Raw genomic sequence first — 16340 nt, 5'->3', positions numbered from 1 at the left:
CACCTATTAAGTCGGCGGCAGCGTCAGATGTGTATAAGAGAGCGGTGGTCGAACTTCATCTTCGCGGGGCTCTTCGCCCTCGCGCTGATTCTCTTTTCACGCATCTTGTTGCCGTTCCTGATGCCGGTGCTGCTGGGCGGCTTCCTGGTCGTCCTGTTCATGCCCATCCAGGACTCCTTGGACCGGCGGCTCCAGGGCCGCAAGTCCCTGGCGGCGGGGCTGTCCACCCTCGCGGTGTTCCTGCTCATCCTGGCCCCGCTGGCACTGGTGGGCTGGATGGTGGCCCGTGAGGTCCTCCAGTTCGTGGGCCAGGCGCAGGACCTGTTGGATCAGGTGGACCTGCGCCACCACTTCCTCAACAGCCTGCCCCGGGGCCTCTCCCGCTACGTGCACTTCGATCCGGAGAGCTCGGAGACGGAGCGCCTGCTGATGACGGCGGTGTCGGGCGGCGCGGGGCTGCTCGCGGACCTCGTCGGCGCCGGCACGGAGCTGCTCGTCAACATGTTCCTGATGACGGTGGCCATGTACTACTTCTTCCTGGACGGCCGCCGGCTGGTGAACGAGGTGGCCCGGCTGCTTCCGCTGGAGCGCCGCTACTTCGACGCCTTCTCCCACGAGTTCACGGACGTCGCGTACGCCATCATCTACGGCAACACCGTCACCGCGCTGGTGCAGGGGGCGGTGGGCTTCGTGGGCCTGCTCCTCGCGGGCGTGCCGCACGCCGGGGTGTGGGGCGCGGCCATGGTGCTGGTGGCGCTGGTGCCGGTGGGCGGCACCGCGCTCGTGTGGGGGCCCATTGGCGTCATCCTCATCGCGGCGAACCGGGTGAGCGAGGGCGTCTTCCTCCTCGCGTGGGGCACGTTCCTGGTGGGCAGCATCGACAACGTCATCCGCCCGCGGCTGTGCGGCTCGCGCATGGCGCTGCACCCGCTGCTCGTCTTCCTGTCCATGTTCGGCGGGCTGGCGGTGTTCGGGATGATGGGCCTGCTGGTGGGGCCGCTCATCGCGTCCATCTTCATGGCCATGGTGCGCATCTACCGGCGTGACTTCCTCGGGCGTACGCAGGAATCGCAGCCTGCTCCCGTGGTGTCCGAGGATTCCTCGCCTTCGCTCTCTTCGCAGCCCGCGCCAGTGCCCTCCACGGCAAGCGTGGGTCACGTGATGAACGCCTGAGCCCGGAGCCTGGACTTCGCATCGGCGCTGGGTGAACCTGCCCGGAGCATGACGACCACCCGAAGCGCGAGGGTCCCCTCGGGCCTGTTGCGGACCCTGGCCCTCGCCGGAGCCCTGGCGGCTCCGGCCGCGGCGGCCTCTGACGCCCTGACGCCGCCGGCCTTCCACGGCACCCGGGAGTCCCCCGCGTGGCTGTCGCTGCGGCTGGGGGCCGGGCCGTCCGGCAAGACGCCGTCGAAGGCGGAGCCGGAGGTGGGCGCGCCCACCTGGGTGCGGATCAATCTGTCCTTCACCGCGACGTGGCGGCGCTACTGCGCGCGGCCCGGCGTGGACAGCTGTGGCGCGTACGACCGGCTGCCGGAGGAGGACCAGCTGGGGGACACGTCGGACTTCTCCTCGTCCAAGCCGTACCTGGGTCTGGCGCTGGAGGCGGAGCTGCTGCCCCTGGCGCGCACGGAGTCCTCGGTGCTGCGCGGGCTGGGGCTCCTGGTGGCGGCGCAGCGGGGCTTCTCCAGCTCCGACGTGACGCTCACCGGGGACGGCGGCCAGACGCCGGTGCGCGAGGTGTCCGCCACCGACACGGCCTTCACCGCGCAGGCGCTGTATCGCTTCTACTTCCGCTTCGGCACGACGCGGCCGCAGCAGGGCTACGTGGGCGCGCGCGCCGGCATCCAGACGCGGTCGTTCGACGTGGAGGCCTCCACGGACAACCCGCTGTCCGGCACGCACCGCGTGTTCCCGTCCGTGGCGTTGGACCTGTCCGTGCCGCTGTTCAGCTCGGTGCGGTTGGACGCGTCGGGCGGGCTCTTTCTGTCGCCCAAGCCGGGTCGCTCGCCGGACGCGGACGGGGGCCGGCGGGCGCTGGAGGTCCGCAACTTCGGCACGTCCGTGTCCAGCTTCGGGTGGAGCGCGGAGCTGGGCGTGACCGGGGACATCTGGGGACCGTTCGGCTACGACGTGGCCTGGCGCCTGGCGCACTTCACGGACCGCTTCTCCGGGGCCGGCACGCTCACCGGTTGGGAGAACGGGGGAGCGACCGAGGAGACGTACTCCAGCCTGCACGCCGGCGTGATCGCGACGTACTGACCCCCCGGCCTGTCCGGCGCGCGACATCGCCCCGGGAGCGCGGGTTTCTGGACCCAGGCGGGATGCCTACCCCTTGCCTCCACGGCCTGATGCAGGCCGCGGCCCAAGGGGGACGGTTCACGGTGCGAGCAAGGCGATGGTGGAAGCGGGGACTGGCGGGGCTGGCGTGCCTCGCCCTGGTGGCGTGCGGCGGCGGGGATGACACCCAGGCCCCCACGACCGGCACTCCTTCCGGCACGGCCTCCGATGACGCGGGAACGGGTTCGTGGCCCGATGCGGGCCCGGTGGACGGGGGCACGGGCTCACCGGCCGACGGGGGCACGGGCTCACCGGCCGACGCAGGCACGGACGCGGGCACGGTGCCGCTGACGTGCGCGCCCACGGCGGGCGACGCGCGCTGGGTGCTGGAGGGCGAGGCCTTCACCGCCAGGGTGACGTGCGCGACGGGGTACACGGCGGCCGGGCTGCGCTTCGGGGTGAAGAACCTGCCCCAGGGCGCGACGTTCGACGAGTCCACCGCCACGCTGAGCTGGAAGCCCGCGCTCAACCAGGGCGCGGTGTGGATGCTCACGCTGGAGGAGCGCACCACCGGCGAGACGGGCACGCTCAAGGTGGGCGTGGCCAACAACGACAACGCGCCGGGCAAGGTCGACATCGTCGATCCGGTGGCCTACTCGGAGGAGTACGGGCTGCCGGTGGTGCACCTGTTCTTCGATCCGGACGTGGGCCTGACGTCTGGCTTCTACCGGCCCGCGGAGGTGGTGTACCGGGGCCACCGCTTCACCCTCGAGGCGAAGTACCGCGGGGCCACCTCCAGCGTGTTCCCCAAGCGCAGCCTGACGTTGAAGTTCGCGGAGGACGACCTGTTCTCCGAACCCGTCTTCGGCGACGGCTTCAAGGACCGCAAGCGCGTGGTGCTCATCACCACGTTCAATGACAATTCGTACCTGCGCTCGCGCCTGGCGTTCGACCTGTGGAACAAGCTGTCCCCGGACGCCGTGCGCATCCGCACCTTCAGCGTGGTGGTGTACGCGAACAACAAGTTCCGCGGGCTCTACACGGCGGCGGACCACGTGGACAAGCGGCTGATGGAGTGGAACGGCATCGACGACGACTCCGACCTCTACAAGGCCGACACCGCGGACGCCAACTTCTCCCGCCTGACGCGCAACGGGCAGACGAAGGAGAACCTCCACGTCGGCTTCGTGAAGGACGAGGGCACGCCGCCGGGCAACTACAGCACGCTGCACGACTTCGTCGCGTGGGTGGCGGACTCCAGCAACGACAGCTTCCGCCAGGAGTTCGGCACGAAGCTGAAGGCGCGCGACTACGAGGACTGGTGGATCTTCAATACGCTCATCCAGGGCAATGACTCGCAGGCGAAGAATGCCTATCACGCGTTTGATCCGAAGACGGGCGGCCCCTGGCGCTACATCCCGTGGGACCTGGACGCGAGCTTCGGGCAGAACTACGACACCACGCGCACCAGCGCCACGGCGCGGCCCACCTATTCGTCGGACAACCTGCTCTTCAAGCGGATGCTGGCGGAGCCGGCCATCGCGGGCCCCCTGCGCGAGCGCTACCGCCAGGCCCTGAAGAACGAGGTGAGCGAGGCCACGGTGCAGGCGATGATCGACGGCTACGTGAAGGAACTGGGGCCCAACGCGCAGCGCGACGAGGCGCGGTGGGCGGAGCAGTACCGGAACTTCGCGAAGCCGGAGGCGGGGAGCGAGGGGGGCAACCACAACTTCCCGGACTGGCACCTGCGCCAGGACTTCAAGACGCACGCGGAAGAGGTCGAATACATCCGGCAGTGGGTGCACACGCGCTGGGGCGCGTTCCAGTCACAGCTGCCGTGAGGTTGGCGGCGCGGCGGGGGGAGGACCTCGCCGCGCCTGCCGGGACTACCACTGCGCAGGGTCGGCGTCGGCGAACGTCGTGCCGGCCGCGATTTCGTCAATCCAGATGCTGCGGGTGGGCTGGCTGCCCTGCATGTAGCCGCTGTCGTACCAGCCGTTGGCGTAGAGGCCGACGCGGAACTGGAGGTAGCGGTCATCCGCCACGGTGGTGGCCAGGTCGTGCTGTTCCAGGACCTTCACGCCGTCGAACCACAGCTTGATGAAGCCGGTGTTGTCGCTGGCCCACTTCACGTGCATGACGACCTTGTGCCATTCGCCCGCGGAGACGGTGGCCAGGTTGCGGAAGGTGACGGTCTTCTGGGCGCAGACGGTGCCCTGCTTCACGCGGGTCGTGAGCTGGTTGCCGGACAGCCACACCATGGTGGTGGGCATGTGGCCATCGCAGCCCGTGTCGGAGAAGTTCGCGATGAACTGGGCGATGTTGTAGCTCTGCGGCTGGAACTGCCAGTCCTGCTGGAGCCGGAACATGAAGCCGTAGAAGCCCGTGTCGCCCCGCCGGTACACGTTGTGCTTCACGACTTCCGAGTGGTAGCGCTCGGTGTAGTTCGGGTCGTAGACCTGCGTGGCCTTGATGGCGGTGGGGCCCTCGTAGGTGACGTTGGTCACCTGCTGCAACGAACCGTTGTGCTCCAGGTTGAGCGAGTTCCAACCGGTGAGTGTTCCGGTGTTGCGGAAGATCTCCGCGGCCTCCGAGACAAGCCCGAAGGAGAACAACGACACGCCGGCGGCCACGGCGAGATGCTTCGCTTGCATGGGAAGGTCCTTTCCTGAGTTACGGACTATGCGTTTTAGGTGGGCTAGTCACGTATAATCCGCAGTCAGATGAACCACCGCTGGATGCTGGGTGTCGTGCTGCTGGTCCTGGGGTGTGCCTCCGTGCCACCCGTGCAGGGGACGCGGCGTGAGCTGCACCAGTCCTCACGGGCAGGCGCGGGCTTCAGGTGGCAGGCGCGTCCGGTGGCAAGGGCCGCGGCGCCGCATCTGGAGCAGCGGGCCGTCCGGGATGCCATCGGCGAAGTGAAGAACTCGGTGGACGGCATTGCCCGAGGACTCGCCAGACTTGAGGACCGGGAGGCGGGCATCGGAGGACACGGGGGTGTCTTCACGCGCTATCTCGAGCATGGCTCCGGACAGGTGGCCCGGCTCCGTGGGCTGCTCAAGGACGCCACGATGTTCGTGGACGCGTCGGATGCGGCAGCGGACGCGGACCTGGCGCGAGGCCTCCTCCAGATGGCGGGCCGGCGCATCGAAGCCGCCCTGGGCAGCGCGGCGGTCCGCATCCAGGCGGGCCAGGTGTTGATGGCGCAAGGGCACCAGGACCTGCCGAAGGGCGTACGTGAAGCCCTTGGAGAAGGGCCGGAGGTGCGTGGCATGCACGAAACCGGCAGGGCAGGGGCCGGAATGGCGGATGGGCCGAGGCACCACGTGATGCCGCGTGAGCACCGGGAGTGGTTCGAGAGGCGCGGCTTCAAAGGAGCGATGGACATCGACCAGTTCTGCGTCCGTCTGGAGCGTTCGCAGCACGAGGCCATTCACGGTGGAGGCGACTGGCGGCTGGAGCGCACGTGGCCGGGCGAATGGAATCAGATGATCATGAAGGCAATGGAGCGAGGCGAAGCCCGAGTGCGTCGGTTGTTGACGCGGAACGAGGTGCTGGCAATCGTGGCGGACCGCATGAAGTACTACGACATCCCCATGAACTTTGTCCGAGGGAGCAGGCGATGACCGACGGACGTTCCTGGAACGGCAACTGGAAGGTCCGCATCCATGAGCGGCTCGAGGCGCGCGGTTTCAAATCGCTCACGGCATTCGCTGAAGCGCACCCCTCAATGCCCTTCGTGGAGCTGGCGGAGGAACTTGGGAAGGACGATGTCGCGGGGGTGCAAGTCCTTCGTGGATTGCTCGCCGAGGCGGAGCAGCGCAAACAGGTCACGCGATTCGTGCGCGATGTGCTGGTGCGCCATCTTGCCGAAAGCCTCCCGGATGGGTGGCCCGCCAAGATGGACAGGAGCAACCGCTTCCTGGTCGCCAAGGCGATTGCCTTCTGGTCCACCGACACGCCTGACACCCACCAGGAACGAATCGATCGGGCGAGGGCCGCCCTTCGCGCCAATCCACCCCCGCCGGGCTGGCGCCCCCTCGGTCCCGACGATGAACTCCTCCTCACGTTGCTGCCGGACGAGGAAGCCTGAGCGACTACTGAAAATTTACGGATTAGTTGTTATTTCTAGTTTTTCTAGTTTAGCGGGTTGATGACTCGTTTGCCTTGTTAGACTGGTGCCTTCCTTCCAGGAGGCTCCATGACGGCGATTCGTCGGCTGTTGATGTTGTGCTTGGGCTGGGTGCTGTTCTCCGCGCAGGCGGCACTGGCGGCACAGGGGGAGGTCGTGGCCCGTCCATACGGCACGGTGCCGGGGATGAACTACGGGTACTGGGAGTACCTGCCGTTGGGGTACGACGACGCGCCCACGGAAGAGTTCCCGCTCGTGGTCTTCCTGCATGGGGTGGGGGAGGCGGGCAACGGGAACGCCACGAACCTGGAGAAGATCATGAACCGCCGGGCGCCGCCGAGGCTGGCCCGTGACGGGCGCGACTTTCCATTCATCCTCGTGTCGCCCCAGCGCTTCAACGCGTTCATCCAGGTGGCGGAGATCGACGCCATCATCGAGTTCGCGAAGGTGCACTACCGGGTGGATCCGAAGCGCATCTACCTGACGGGCATTTCGGCGGGAGCCATCCAGACGTGGGCCTACGCGGCGGTCCATTACGACAAGCTGGCGGCGGTGGTGCCCATCGCGGGCAATGGCAACGGCGTGAACCTCTGCCCGGCGGCGGCGTCGGGCCTGCCTGTCTGGGCGTTCCACGGCACGGCGGACGGGACGGTGTCGCCGTACGGCTCCATCAACGCGGTGAACGCGATGAACACCACCTGCTCTCCCAAAGCGAACCCGGCGGCGCTGCTCACGCTCTACACCGGCGTGGGGCACGACTCCTGGGGCCGGACGTATGACGGCTCGGCGGGGCACGACGTCTATACGTGGATGCTGGGCTACAGCCTCTAGCAGGGTGGCGGAAGGCGCCCATCCCGGTTAGCTTCCGCGTCGCGTGCGGAAGCCCCGGGGTGGGGTCTCCGAGCCCGGACGAGGTGCGCCGTACCCGGTCACGACAAGACGACGCCTGAACGGGAGTCGTGCGTCATGACGTCGTCGTGGATCCTCCTCATCTTCGCCGGGCTGCTGGAAGTCTGCTGGACCATCGGGCTCAAGTACACGCAGGGCTTCACCCGGCCGCTCCCCAGCGTGCTCACCGCGACGGCCATCGTCGCGAGCATGGGGCTGCTGGCGGTCGCGGTGAAGCAGCTGCCCATCGGTACGGCCTACGCGGTCTGGGTGGGCATTGGCGCGTTCGGCGCGGCGATCGCGGGCATGGTGCTCTTCCATGAGCCCGCCACGCCCTCCCGCCTGTTCTTCCTGGCTCTGCTGATCATCGCCATCATGGGGCTTAAGTTCACCAGCGGGACGCACTAGCACCCCGCCCGCACCGGAAGATCCGCCGATCTTTCCCAAAGCGCCGCCCTCCATTCCGGGGCGGCGCCTTCCTACCGTGTGAAGCCAGGAGGAAGGCAATGGCGGACTCGCGGGATGCGATGATGGAGCGCTTGCTGGACGACGCGGGAATCCGTGAGGGCATGCGCGTGCTGGATGTCGGCTGCGCTTTCGGAGCCCTCACGTTCCTCGTCGCGAAGAGGGTGGGCAGGACAGGGCACGTGGTGGGCGTGGATCGCGACCCCCAGCTGCTGTCCATGGCCCGGGCGAAGGCCCAGGAGCAGGGCCTGTCGAATGTCACCTTCATCGAAGCGGATCTGGCCGAGGTGCCGCCCGAGCAGGGCCTGTTCGACGCCGTCACCGGACGGCGTGTGCTCATGTACCAGCCCGACGCGGTGGCGGCCCTGCGGGGGCTCGTCCGGGCCGTGAAGCCCGGCGGGCTCGTGGTCTTCCAGGAGAACGACGCGTCCATCGGCCCGGTGAGCCTGCCTCCGCTGCCGCTTCACCGCCGCGTGAGCGAGTGGACCTGGCGCACCGTGGAGCGCGAGGGCGCGGACCTCCACATGGGCTTCCACCTGGCACCCGCGATGGAGCAGGCCGGCCTCTCGGTGGAGCACGTCCGCGCCGAAGCCATCTTGCAGACGCCCAAGGTGCACCACGCGATGGCCCCCATCCTGCGCGCCATGCTCCCGCGCATCGTGCGGCACGGTGTCGCCACGGAGGAAGAGATGGGCATCGACACCATCGACGCGCGCCTCCTCGAGGAGCGGACGAAGGCGAACACGACCTACATGGGCGAGATGGTCTTTGGCGCCTGGGCGCGAAAGCCCTCTGCGAGCTGAGCGCCAGCAGTTCCGGACTGTGGGGGAGTGAATCCTCCCCACAGATGGGTTTCCGGAATGCGCATCCCGGAAGCACAGGATGCACGCCGGTTTCCATCACGCGAGGTGACGGCGATGAGCGACGCGAAGTTCGAGCTGTACTACTGGCCCGGCATTCCCGGCCGGGGCGAGTTCGTGCGGCTGGTGCTGGAAGAAGCAGGCGCGGACTGGGTGGACGTGGGCCTGCAATCCGGCGGGAAGGCCGTCTCGGACATGATCGGCAAGGGCCCCGTGCCCGCGTACGCGCCGCCCGTGCTCAAGGTGGGCGACCTCGTCTTCTCCCAGGCGGCCAACATCTGCTCCTACCTGGGCGAGCGCTTCGGCCTGGTCCCCTCGGACGAAGCGTCACGGCTGCACGCGCGCCAATTCCAGCTCACCGTCGCGGACGTGGTGGCGGAGGCGCATGACACGCACCATCCCATCGCCGTGATGAAGTACTACGACGAGCAGAAGGACGCCGCGAAGCAGCGCGCCGAGGACTTCCGCACCCAGCGCATCCCGAAGTTCCTGGGCTACTTCGAGCGCGTGCTGAAGGCAAACACCCAAGGCGGCGGGAAGTACCTCCTGGGCAGCGGCTTCACCTACCCGGAGCTGGCGCTGTACCAGCTGGTGGACGGCCTGCTGTATGCCTTTCCCAATGCCATGCGCCGCGTCTCCCCGGAGGTGCCCGGCGTGATGGCCTTGCACCAGCGCATCAAGGAACGTCCCCGCATCGCCGCGTACAAGCAGTCCCCGCGCGCGCAGCCCTTCAACCCGCAGGGCATCTTCCGCCACTACCCGGAGCTGGACGACCCGAACGCGACGAAGTGACCCTGGGGCACCTCGACGATCTCCCGGGTGAAGAACAGGTCCTCGCCCACGCCGGCCACGCGCACCTGGATGAGCGGGTCGGCCGGGTACTGCGTGTCGGGGTCGTCGAACACCAGCGCCACGACGACACCCACGCGGCCCAGGAAGCGCTCGGACACGGCGTCGTCCGGTTCGGTGCGGACGATCATCACCGCCGCGCCCATGCGCACCGGCGCGCCGTCCACGTCTTGCGTCAAGATGAGCGAAGGATCGTGCTTCATGGTGCGTAGGTCCGGGGTTTGAGTCGTTTCGACAGCGCCCAGGTCGTGAGCGTCAACAACGCCCATGCCCCCAGGTGATAGGTGGCCACGTGTCCGGGGCCCTGCTCACACGCCAGCTCGCCCACGAACGCGCCCACCGTCCCCACCGACAGCCCCGCCACCGCCGCGCGCAGCGGGTCGAACGCCGCTGACCGCAACGCCACCAGCGCCACCACCAGGGGCACCAGCGCCAGCGCCACATGGCTCACCGTGCACACCCACTCCGGAAGGGAGGAGGGGCCCCGCGGGGCCACCCGCGTCAGCACCAGCAGCGCGGAGCTCAGCAGCGCCATGCCCACGCCCACCCAACGCAACGGGCGTCCACGCGGGGACAGCGCCCCCCAGGAACACACCGCGCCCGTGGACAGCAGCATCGCCAGCATGGGCGCGCGGCCCGTCAGCATCGCGCCCGTGGTGCGCCCCAGCGCCAGGAACACCCCCAGGACCGCGAGCGCCAGGCCCGCGGACGCCGCGAACACGCCCACCGCCTGCGAACGCCAGGGCCGCACCGGCCGCTTCAGGGCCAGCTCCGCGCGCGAGGCCGCCAGTGCGCGCTCCATCGCCCTCGGGTCCAGGCGGGGCGGGGCGGACCGCCAGGGGTCGGAGGGAGGACTCATGACACCTCCTCCAGCCCGCCCAGCAATTCGCGCAGCCTCTCGTAACCCCGGTGCGCCCGCAGCCGCGCCGCGCCCGCGCGGATGCCTCGCATCTCGGCGATCTCCTCGAAGGACCAGCCCTCCAACTTGCTCAGCACCACGGCTTCGCGCTGCTCGACAGGCAATTGCTGGAGGGCGTCCTCGATGCGCCGGCGCATGGCCGGGTCCCCATCCGGGGCCGGGACGGACGTGGGCCCATCCGGCGGCGCGTGCGCGTGCGCGTCCACATGCTGCTGGTGCCGCAGCGCGTCCCGGGCCGCGTTCGCCGCGATGGTGAGCAGCCAGGGGGTGAAGCGCGTGCCCCGCTCGTAGCGGCCCCGGGCCCGGATGACAGAGAGGAAGGTCGTCTGCATGAGGTCCTCCGCCAACGGCCCGTCCCTCACCATGCGGGCGAGGAAGCCGTGCACACGCCCGGCATGCCGGGCGAACAGCGCCTCGAACGCCGGCTGTTCTCCCTGACAGAACTGGTCCATGAGCGCTTCGTCCGTGACGCCTTCCATCGTCTGGCTCACGGACGGCCCTGCTCGGAAATCGTTTCCAAGGGCGGACGATTGCCTCCACGGACGCTCCAAGGGCTTGAAACGACAAGCCCTGGACGTGACATGACCAGGAGGCTCGCTTCCAGGAACCGAAAGGGTAGTGTCCCGCGCCTTACCGGTTTCAACGCGTTTCCCCAATTCGAGCGCCCATGTCCCCGGCCGAGGTCGTCATCCAGTCCACGCTGTTCGAATCGCTCATGCGTTGCGTGCGGTTGGACGCGTCGTTGCGCGAGCGCATGGCGGCGGCGGGCTATGACCCGGACCGGCCCCGGGCCAGCTATCCGGCGTCGGTGTTCCAGCGCTGCCAGAACCTGGTGCTGCAAGCGGCCTACGCGGGCCGGCCGCCGCAGGAAGCGCTGCGGCAGATGGGCCGGGACCTGGTGCGTGGCTACTTCGAGACGCTCGTGGGCAAGGTGGTGAACGTGGCCCTGAAGGTCGCGGGCCCGGAGCGCGCGATGAAGCGGGTGGCGCTGAGCTTCCGTTCGGTGATGGAGCCGGTGGAGATCACCTCGCAGGAACTGGCCCCGAAGGACTGGCGGGTGACGTTCCAGGGGTATCCCTTCTCGGCGGAGGCCGCGGCGGGGTGTTGTGAAGAGGCATTGCGCCAGGCCGGAGCGGCGAACCCCAGCGCGGTGCTGGAGTCCGACGACGGACACGGCCGCTTCGAACTGCGCATGCGTTGGTAGGACGTCCGTGTGCACGCGGTAACGGTGATCATCATCCTTCCACCGCGGCATGACTGAATGCGCTATGAGGGCCCCATGAAAATCGGCAAGGACAGTGTTGTCGCCATTGACTACAAGCTGCACCTCGGTGACGGGAAGGTCGTGGACGAGAGCGAGGCAGGCGAGCCGCTCGTCTACCTGCACGGCTACGAGGAGATCGTCCCCGGCCTGGAGAAGGCGCTGGAGGGCAAGGCCGCGGGCGAGACGCTGAAGACGGTCGTCTCCGCGGCGGAAGGCTACGGCGACTATGACCCGGAAGGCGTCGAGGAGGTCCCCCGGACCGAGTTCCCCGAGGACCTGGAGATCAAGGCCGGCGGCATCCTGAGCGCCACGGATCCGGAGGGCGACGAGGTCGACTTCCTCGTGAAGGAAGTGCGCAAGGACACGGTGCTGGTGGACTTCAACCACCCGTTCGCCGGCAAGGAGCTGCACTTCGAGGTCAGCATCAAGGAAGTGCGCGCCGCGACGCCCGAGGAACTCGAGCACGGCCACGCGCACGGCCCCGACGACGACCACGATCACTGACCGCTGGGGCCCTTCGGCCGGCCCTTGCCGTGCGTCCGGGCATGCCGCCCGGGCGCCGCGCCCTCGGCCCGCTTGGAGGTCCCGTGGTCGGCCTGGCGGGGCCCCGGGTCGCGCTGCTTCGCCACCCAGGCCTCCATCTCCCGCTTGAAGATGGGATCCCTCCGGGGAACCTCCGTGCGGGGAAGCTCCTGGCGGATGATGCGCTCGATGTCCTGGAGCGTGCGGCGCTCCACCTCCAGCGCGAAGAGTGACGCCCGCCCACTGGCCGCCGCGCGAGCGGTGCGGCCGATGCGGTGCACGTAGTCCTCCGGCCCGTGCGGCACGTCCAGGCTGATGACGTGGCCAATGTCATCCACGTCCAACCCGCGCGCGGCGAGGTCGGTGGCCACGAGGCAGCGGTACTGCCCCCGGCGGAAGCCCTCCAATGCCTGACGCCGCTGGGCCTGCGTGCGGCCCGCGTGCAGCGCGGCGGACTTGTGGCCCGCGGCGGCGAGCAATTCCTTCATCTTGTCCGCGCGCTGCTGGGTGCGCACGAACACGAGCGCGCTGGCTTCATCCTGCGCGAGGAGCGTGAGCAGCAGGGGCCACTTCTCCTCCGGCTTCACGATGTAGAGGTGCTGTTCGGCGCGAGGCGCGGGCGTGCCGCTGGGCGTCACCTCCACGCGCACGGGCTTGTGCAGGGCGCGCTGTCCGAAGCGCGTCACGTCCGCGCCCAGGGTGGCGGAGAACAGCAGCGTCTGGCGCTGGCGGGGCAGCGCGTGGAGGATCTGGTTGATCTGCGGCAGGAAGCCCATGTCGAGCATCCGGTCCGCCTCATCCAGCACCAGGGTCTGGATGCGTGACAGGTTCACGGCCTTCACGCCCAGCAGGTCCACGAGCCGGCCCGGTGTGGCCACGATGAGGGTGGGACGTGAATTCAGCGCATCCACCTGCGCGTTCATGTCCTCGCCGCCGACGATGAGGACGGGCATGACGCCCAGGGGCTCACCGAAGAAGCGGGCCTGCTCCTCCACCTGCTGCGCCAGCTCGCGCGTGGGGGTGAGGATGAGGCCCCGCGTGCCCTTCTCGCCCGCGAAGCGCTCGATCATGGGGAGCAGGTAGGCGGCCGTCTTGCCGGTGCCGGTGGCCGCGCAGCCGATGACGTCACGGCCAGACAGCGCGGGTGGGATGGCCTGCGCCTGGATGGGCGTGGGGGTACCGAAGCGGGCACGCTTCACCGCGCCCAGCGTTTCGGGGGACAGGCCCAGGGACTTGAAGGAAGCACTCATGCCCCTACGCCTCCCACGTTTTGGGCCGGAGAGGGAAGGGGATTGAAGGACAGGGGCGCCCCAGGCCGTGCAAGCCCGGGGCGCGGGAGGGCGGTTTTCAGCCCGCGTTCAGCGCCGCGCCATGGTGGCGCAGGTGGTCTTCCATGAACGTGGAGACGAAGTAGTAGCCGTGGTCATAGCCCTCCTGCATGCGCAGGGTGAGGGGCTGGCCCGCCGCCTCGCAGGCTTCCTTGAGGAAGTGCGGGTGGAGCTGATCCGGCAGGAACTTGTCCTTCGTCCCCTGGTCCACCAGGAGCGCCGGCACGCGCTTCCCGGAGCGCAGCAGCTCCGTGGCGTCGTACTCGCGCCACGTCTGCTCATCCGGCCCCAGGTAGCCGCCAAAGGCCTTCTTGCCCCAGGGGCTGCGGATGGGCGCCCCGATGGGCGCGAACGCGGACACGGACTTGTACCGGCCCGGGTTCCGGAGCGCCGTCACCAGCGCGCCGTGCCCGCCCATCGAGTGTCCGAAGATGCCCTCGCGGTCCATGCGCGCGGGGAAGTGCGCGGCGATGATGCCGGGCAGCTCCTTCGTGATGTACGTGCCCATGCGGTAGCGCGACCGCCACGGCTCCTGCGTGGCGTCCAGGTAGAAGCCCGCGCCGGTGCCGAAGTCCCAGTCCGCGTCCTCGCCGGGGATGCCCGCGCCGCGAGGACTGGTGTCCGGCGCCACGAGCATCAGCCCCAGCTCGGCCGCCACGCGCTGCGCGCCGCCCTTGGTGGCGAAGGTCTCCTCCGTGCAGGTGAGGCCCGCCAGGTAATACAGCACTGGCACCTTGCCGTGCTTCGCCTGGGGCGGCGTGTAGACGCTGAAGCGCATCTCGCCGCCGCAGGCCTCGGACGGGTGCTTCCAGAAGGACTGCGTCCCCCCGAAGCACGCGTGCTCGCTGACGAGCGTGGGAGTCACCGCGCTCATGCGTACTTCACCACGCTGCGGATGGACTTGCCCTCGTGCATCAGGTCGAAGCCGTGGTTGATCTCCTCCAGCTTCAGCGTGTGCGTGATGAGCGGGTCCACCTGGATCTTCCCGTCCATGTACCAGTCCACGATCTTCGGCACGTCCGTGCGGCCGCGGGCCCCGCCGAACGCGCTGCCCTTCCACACGCGCCCGGTGACGAGCTGGAACGGCCGGGTGCTGATCTCCTGCCCCGCGCCCGCCACGCCGATGATGATGCTCTCGCCCCAGCCGCGGTGGCAGCACTCCAGCGCCTGGCGCATCGTCTTCACGTTGCCGATGCACTCGAAGCTGTAATCCGCGCCGCCGCCGGTGAGGTTCACCAGGTACGGGACGAGGTCGCCTTCCACTTCCTTCGGGTTCACGAAGTGCGTCATCCCGAACTTCTCCGCGATCTCCTTGCGAGCGGGGTTCAGGTCCACGCCGACGATCATGTCCGCGCCCACCATGCGCGCGGCCTGCACGACGTTCAGGCCGATGCCGCCCAGGCCGAAGACGACGACCTTCGCGCCGGCCTCCACCTTCGCGGTGTAGACGACGGCGCCCACGCCCGTGGTGACGCCGCAGCCGATGTAGCAGACCTTGTCGAAGGGGGCGTCCTCGCGGATCTTCGCCACGGCGATCTCCGGCAGCACCGTGAAGTTCGCGAACGTGGAGCAGCCCATGTAGTGGTGGATGGCCTGCTTGCCCAGGCGGAAGCGGCTGGTGCCATCCGGCATCAGGCCCTTGCCCTGCGTGGCGCGGATGGCCGTGCACAGGTTCGTCTTCTGGGACAGGCACGACTTACAGCCGCGGCACTCCGGCGTGTAGAGCGGGATGACGTGGTCGCCCTTCTTCACGCTGGTGACGCCCGCGCCCACACCCACGACGATGCCCGCGCCCTCATGGCCGAAGATGGCGGGGAACAGGCCTTCGGGGTCCGCGCCGGAGCGGGTGAACTCGTCGGTGTGGCACAGGCCGGTGGCCTTGAGCTCGATCAGCACCTCGCCCGCCTTGGGGCCTTCCAGGTGCACGGTTTCGATGCTCAGGGGCTTGCCGGCCTCGAAGGCGACGGCGGCGCGGACGTCCATGGTGGGGCTCCAGTCAGTGGGGAACGAAGACTTCCCACTGTAGGGGCCACGCACCGCGTCGGCAGCGAGAAAGTAGGGGCCCCAGACATCCAGGGCCCGGAACTACACGGAGATGAGGCCCTTGCGGATGCCCTCGGTGACGGCCTCCACACGGTTTGTCACTTCGAGCTTCCGGTAGATGTGCTCCAGGTGCGTGCGGATGGTCGCCTTGGACAGCGACAGCAGCCGGGCCGCCTCGCTGTTGGACACGCCCTTGGCGATGAGCTGGAGGATCTCCCGCTCGCGGTCCGACAAGGGCTTGAGCAGCGGCTCGTGCGCGGACGCATCCACCGGAGAGGACTCCGCCGCGGACGGAGTCACGGGCAGCGGCTCGGTGGGCACGGGCGCGGTGTCCGGCTCTACTCGGAAATGGCGCAACAGCCGGCGCGCGAGGTTCGGCTGGATGACCGTGCCGCCCGCGCGCACCTCCTTGATGGCCTCGACGATCTTGTCCACCGTGGCGCCCTTGAGCAGGTAGCCGGACGCGCCCGCCTTCACGGCTTCGAGGACTTTGTCCTCCTCGTCGAAGATGGTGAAGATCAGGATCTCCATCTTCGGGAAGCGCGCCTTCACCTCACGCGTGACGTCGATGCCGCTCATGCGCGGCAGTCCCAGGTCCAGCAGCAGCACGTCCGGGTTCGCGCGCTCGACTTCCTCCAGCGCGGCCTCGCCCGACAGCGCGGTGCCCACGATGTCGATGTCCGGGTGGCCCTCGAAGAGGCGCAGCTGGTTCTTCAGGATCTTGGTCTGGTCCTCCACGACGAACACGCGGATGGGGAGGGGGGCGGCGCTGGAAGTCGGGTCCACGGGGCGG

18 protein-coding genes, 1 pseudogene and 1 riboswitch are annotated in these 16340 nt (G+C 68.8%); of the genes and pseudogenes, 11 read left to right on the top strand and 8 right to left on the bottom strand.

From position 1 onward, the window contains the following. Window positions 1-27 precede the first annotated feature (27 nt). From D7W81_RS44645 to D7W81_RS12705, 3 genes are all read left to right on the top strand, one after another. Window positions 28-1173, top strand: a complete 1146-nt coding sequence (locus D7W81_RS44645) for an AI-2E family transporter (protein WP_120555627.1) — start codon at window positions 28-30, stop codon at window positions 1171-1173. A 48-nt stretch (window positions 1174-1221) separates the two neighbouring features. Next, complete coding sequence (locus tag D7W81_RS42330; RefSeq protein ID WP_158621576.1) at window positions 1222-2259, top strand: hypothetical protein; 1038 nt, start codon at window positions 1222-1224, stop codon at window positions 2257-2259. Window positions 2260-2321: 62 nt separating this feature from the next. Beyond that, window positions 2322-4118, top strand: a complete 1797-nt coding sequence (locus D7W81_RS12705; protein WP_244227171.1) for a CotH kinase family protein — start codon at window positions 2322-2324, stop codon at window positions 4116-4118. Window positions 4119-4163: 45 nt separating this feature from the next. Here D7W81_RS12705 and D7W81_RS12700 read toward each other — a convergent pair whose 3' ends face one another. Continuing rightward, window positions 4164-4931 (bottom strand): polysaccharide lyase family 20 protein, encoded by a 768-nt coding sequence (locus D7W81_RS12700; protein WP_120555625.1) that lies wholly within the window; start codon window positions 4929-4931, stop codon window positions 4164-4166. 510 nt (window positions 4932-5441) lie between these two features. On the opposite strand from D7W81_RS12700, the pseudogene D7W81_RS44575 reads away from it, so the two are divergent. The 6 genes and pseudogenes from D7W81_RS44575 to D7W81_RS12670 form a co-directional block, all read left to right on the top strand. Beyond that, window positions 5442-5903, top strand: a pseudogene (locus D7W81_RS44575) (DUF2380 domain-containing protein); the annotation flags it as partial. Beyond that, on the top strand, window positions 5900-6370 hold the full coding sequence (locus D7W81_RS12690; RefSeq protein WP_120555623.1) for an NUDIX hydrolase: 471 nt from the start codon (window positions 5900-5902) through the stop codon (window positions 6368-6370). The pseudogene D7W81_RS44575 and the gene D7W81_RS12690, both read left to right, overlap by 4 nt. A 108-nt stretch (window positions 6371-6478) precedes the next feature. Continuing rightward, window positions 6479-7240, top strand: coding sequence for a carboxylesterase family protein (locus D7W81_RS12685; protein WP_120555622.1), 762 nt, complete (start codon window positions 6479-6481; stop codon window positions 7238-7240). Between the two features lie 48 nt (window positions 7241-7288). Continuing rightward, window positions 7289-7358: riboswitch (guanidine-III (ykkC-III) riboswitch) on the top strand. A 17-nt stretch (window positions 7359-7375) separates the two neighbouring features. Next, the gene (sugE, locus tag D7W81_RS12680) at window positions 7376-7705 is read left to right on the top strand and encodes a quaternary ammonium compound efflux SMR transporter SugE (protein ID WP_120555621.1); all 330 of its coding nucleotides are present in this window, start codon (window positions 7376-7378) and stop codon (window positions 7703-7705) included. 98 nt (window positions 7706-7803) lie between these two features. After that, on the top strand, window positions 7804-8565 hold the full coding sequence (locus tag D7W81_RS12675) for a methyltransferase domain-containing protein (protein WP_120555620.1): 762 nt from the start codon (window positions 7804-7806) through the stop codon (window positions 8563-8565). A gap of 114 nt (window positions 8566-8679) precedes the next feature. After that, complete coding sequence (locus D7W81_RS12670; protein WP_120555619.1) at window positions 8680-9414, top strand: glutathione S-transferase; 735 nt, start codon at window positions 8680-8682, stop codon at window positions 9412-9414. Here the strand turns inward: D7W81_RS12670 and D7W81_RS12665 are convergent. The 3 genes from D7W81_RS12665 to D7W81_RS12655 are packed head-to-tail and all read right to left on the bottom strand — an operon-like array spanning window position 9378 to window position 10869. Then, on the bottom strand, window positions 9378-9674 hold the full coding sequence (locus D7W81_RS12665; RefSeq protein ID WP_120555618.1) for a Carotenogenesis protein CarS: 297 nt from the start codon (window positions 9672-9674) through the stop codon (window positions 9378-9380). The two genes, D7W81_RS12670 and D7W81_RS12665, sit on opposite strands and share 37 nt — an antisense overlap. After that, the gene (locus D7W81_RS12660; RefSeq protein ID WP_120555617.1) at window positions 9671-10330 is read right to left on the bottom strand and encodes an NrsF family protein; all 660 of its coding nucleotides are present in this window, start codon (window positions 10328-10330) and stop codon (window positions 9671-9673) included. Before D7W81_RS12660 ends, D7W81_RS12665 begins: the two co-directional genes overlap by 4 nt. After that, entirely contained in the window at window positions 10327-10869 is a 543-nt protein-coding gene (locus D7W81_RS12655; protein ID WP_120555616.1) for an RNA polymerase sigma factor, read from the bottom strand. Before D7W81_RS12655 ends, D7W81_RS12660 begins: the two co-directional genes overlap by 4 nt. A 188-nt stretch (window positions 10870-11057) precedes the next feature. Here D7W81_RS12655 and D7W81_RS12650 point away from each other — a divergent pair, with 188 nt between their 5' ends. Both D7W81_RS12650 and D7W81_RS12645 read left to right on the top strand, forming a co-directional pair. Continuing rightward, entirely contained in the window at window positions 11058-11594 is a 537-nt protein-coding gene (locus tag D7W81_RS12650; protein ID WP_120555615.1) for a DUF2378 family protein, read from the top strand. A gap of 75 nt (window positions 11595-11669) precedes the next feature. Further along, a complete protein-coding gene (locus tag D7W81_RS12645; protein ID WP_120555614.1) occupies window positions 11670-12158 on the top strand; it encodes an FKBP-type peptidyl-prolyl cis-trans isomerase in 489 nt (162 codons plus the stop codon). Here the strand turns inward: D7W81_RS12645 and D7W81_RS12640 are convergent. The 4 genes from D7W81_RS12640 to D7W81_RS12625 all read right to left on the bottom strand — a co-directional run bounded on the left by D7W81_RS12640 (window position 12152) and on the right by D7W81_RS12625 (window position 16333). After that, window positions 12152-13426: a DEAD/DEAH box helicase gene (locus tag D7W81_RS12640; protein WP_120555613.1), complete on the bottom strand. Its 1275-nt coding sequence runs from the start codon at window positions 13424-13426 to the stop codon at window positions 12152-12154. The two genes, D7W81_RS12645 and D7W81_RS12640, sit on opposite strands and share 7 nt — an antisense overlap. A gap of 97 nt (window positions 13427-13523) precedes the next feature. After that, on the bottom strand, window positions 13524-14378 hold the full coding sequence (gene fghA / locus D7W81_RS12635) for an S-formylglutathione hydrolase (RefSeq protein ID WP_120555612.1): 855 nt from the start codon (window positions 14376-14378) through the stop codon (window positions 13524-13526). Next, window positions 14375-15487 carry an S-(hydroxymethyl)glutathione dehydrogenase/class III alcohol dehydrogenase gene (locus D7W81_RS12630; protein ID WP_120555611.1) on the bottom strand — a complete coding sequence of 371 codons (1113 nt, stop codon included), beginning with the start codon at window positions 15485-15487 and terminating at the stop codon, window positions 14375-14377. The genes fghA and D7W81_RS12630 overlap by 4 nt, the downstream gene beginning before the upstream one ends. A 102-nt stretch (window positions 15488-15589) precedes the next feature. Then, the gene (locus D7W81_RS12625; protein ID WP_120555610.1) at window positions 15590-16333 is read right to left on the bottom strand and encodes a response regulator; all 744 of its coding nucleotides are present in this window, start codon (window positions 16331-16333) and stop codon (window positions 15590-15592) included. Window positions 16334-16340: the final 7 nt, after the last annotated feature.

The organism is Corallococcus aberystwythensis, from assembly GCF_003612165.1.
Lineage (GTDB): Bacteria > Myxococcota > Myxococcia > Myxococcales > Myxococcaceae > Corallococcus > Corallococcus aberystwythensis.
The sequence above is the reverse complement of the archived record's forward strand: the minus strand, read 5'-3'. Positions and strand labels throughout refer to the sequence as shown.

Excerpts from the sequence above, each read along its gene's own strand:
- D7W81_RS12700 (WP_120555625.1), bottom strand. The coding sequence starts at position 4,931 with ATGCAAGCGAAGCATCTCGCCGTGGCCGCCGGCGTGTCGTTGTTCTCC.
- fghA (WP_120555612.1), bottom strand. The coding sequence starts at position 14,378 with ATGAGCGCGGTGACTCCCACGCTCGTCAGCGAGCACGCGTGCTTCGGG.
- D7W81_RS12645 (WP_120555614.1), top strand. The coding sequence starts at position 11,670 with ATGAAAATCGGCAAGGACAGTGTTGTCGCCATTGACTACAAGCTGCAC.
- D7W81_RS12630 (WP_120555611.1), bottom strand. The coding sequence starts at position 15,487 with ATGGACGTCCGCGCCGCCGTCGCCTTCGAGGCCGGCAAGCCCCTGAGC.
- D7W81_RS44645 (WP_120555627.1), top strand. The coding sequence starts at position 28 with ATGTGTATAAGAGAGCGGTGGTCGAACTTCATCTTCGCGGGGCTCTTC.
- sugE (WP_120555621.1), top strand. The coding sequence starts at position 7,376 with ATGACGTCGTCGTGGATCCTCCTCATCTTCGCCGGGCTGCTGGAAGTC.
- D7W81_RS12650 (WP_120555615.1), top strand. The coding sequence starts at position 11,058 with ATGTCCCCGGCCGAGGTCGTCATCCAGTCCACGCTGTTCGAATCGCTC.
- D7W81_RS12705 (WP_244227171.1), top strand. The coding sequence starts at position 2,322 with ATGCCTACCCCTTGCCTCCACGGCCTGATGCAGGCCGCGGCCCAAGGG.
- D7W81_RS12685 (WP_120555622.1), top strand. The coding sequence starts at position 6,479 with ATGACGGCGATTCGTCGGCTGTTGATGTTGTGCTTGGGCTGGGTGCTG.
- D7W81_RS12640 (WP_120555613.1), bottom strand. The coding sequence starts at position 13,426 with ATGAGTGCTTCCTTCAAGTCCCTGGGCCTGTCCCCCGAAACGCTGGGC.
- D7W81_RS12675 (WP_120555620.1), top strand. The coding sequence starts at position 7,804 with ATGGCGGACTCGCGGGATGCGATGATGGAGCGCTTGCTGGACGACGCG.
- D7W81_RS12660 (WP_120555617.1), bottom strand. The coding sequence starts at position 10,330 with ATGAGTCCTCCCTCCGACCCCTGGCGGTCCGCCCCGCCCCGCCTGGAC.
- D7W81_RS12670 (WP_120555619.1), top strand. The coding sequence starts at position 8,680 with ATGAGCGACGCGAAGTTCGAGCTGTACTACTGGCCCGGCATTCCCGGC.
- D7W81_RS12690 (WP_120555623.1), top strand. The coding sequence starts at position 5,900 with ATGACCGACGGACGTTCCTGGAACGGCAACTGGAAGGTCCGCATCCAT.
- D7W81_RS12665 (WP_120555618.1), bottom strand. The coding sequence starts at position 9,674 with ATGAAGCACGATCCTTCGCTCATCTTGACGCAAGACGTGGACGGCGCG.
- D7W81_RS42330 (WP_158621576.1), top strand. The coding sequence starts at position 1,222 with ATGACGACCACCCGAAGCGCGAGGGTCCCCTCGGGCCTGTTGCGGACC.
- D7W81_RS12655 (WP_120555616.1), bottom strand. The coding sequence starts at position 10,869 with ATGGAAGGCGTCACGGACGAAGCGCTCATGGACCAGTTCTGTCAGGGA.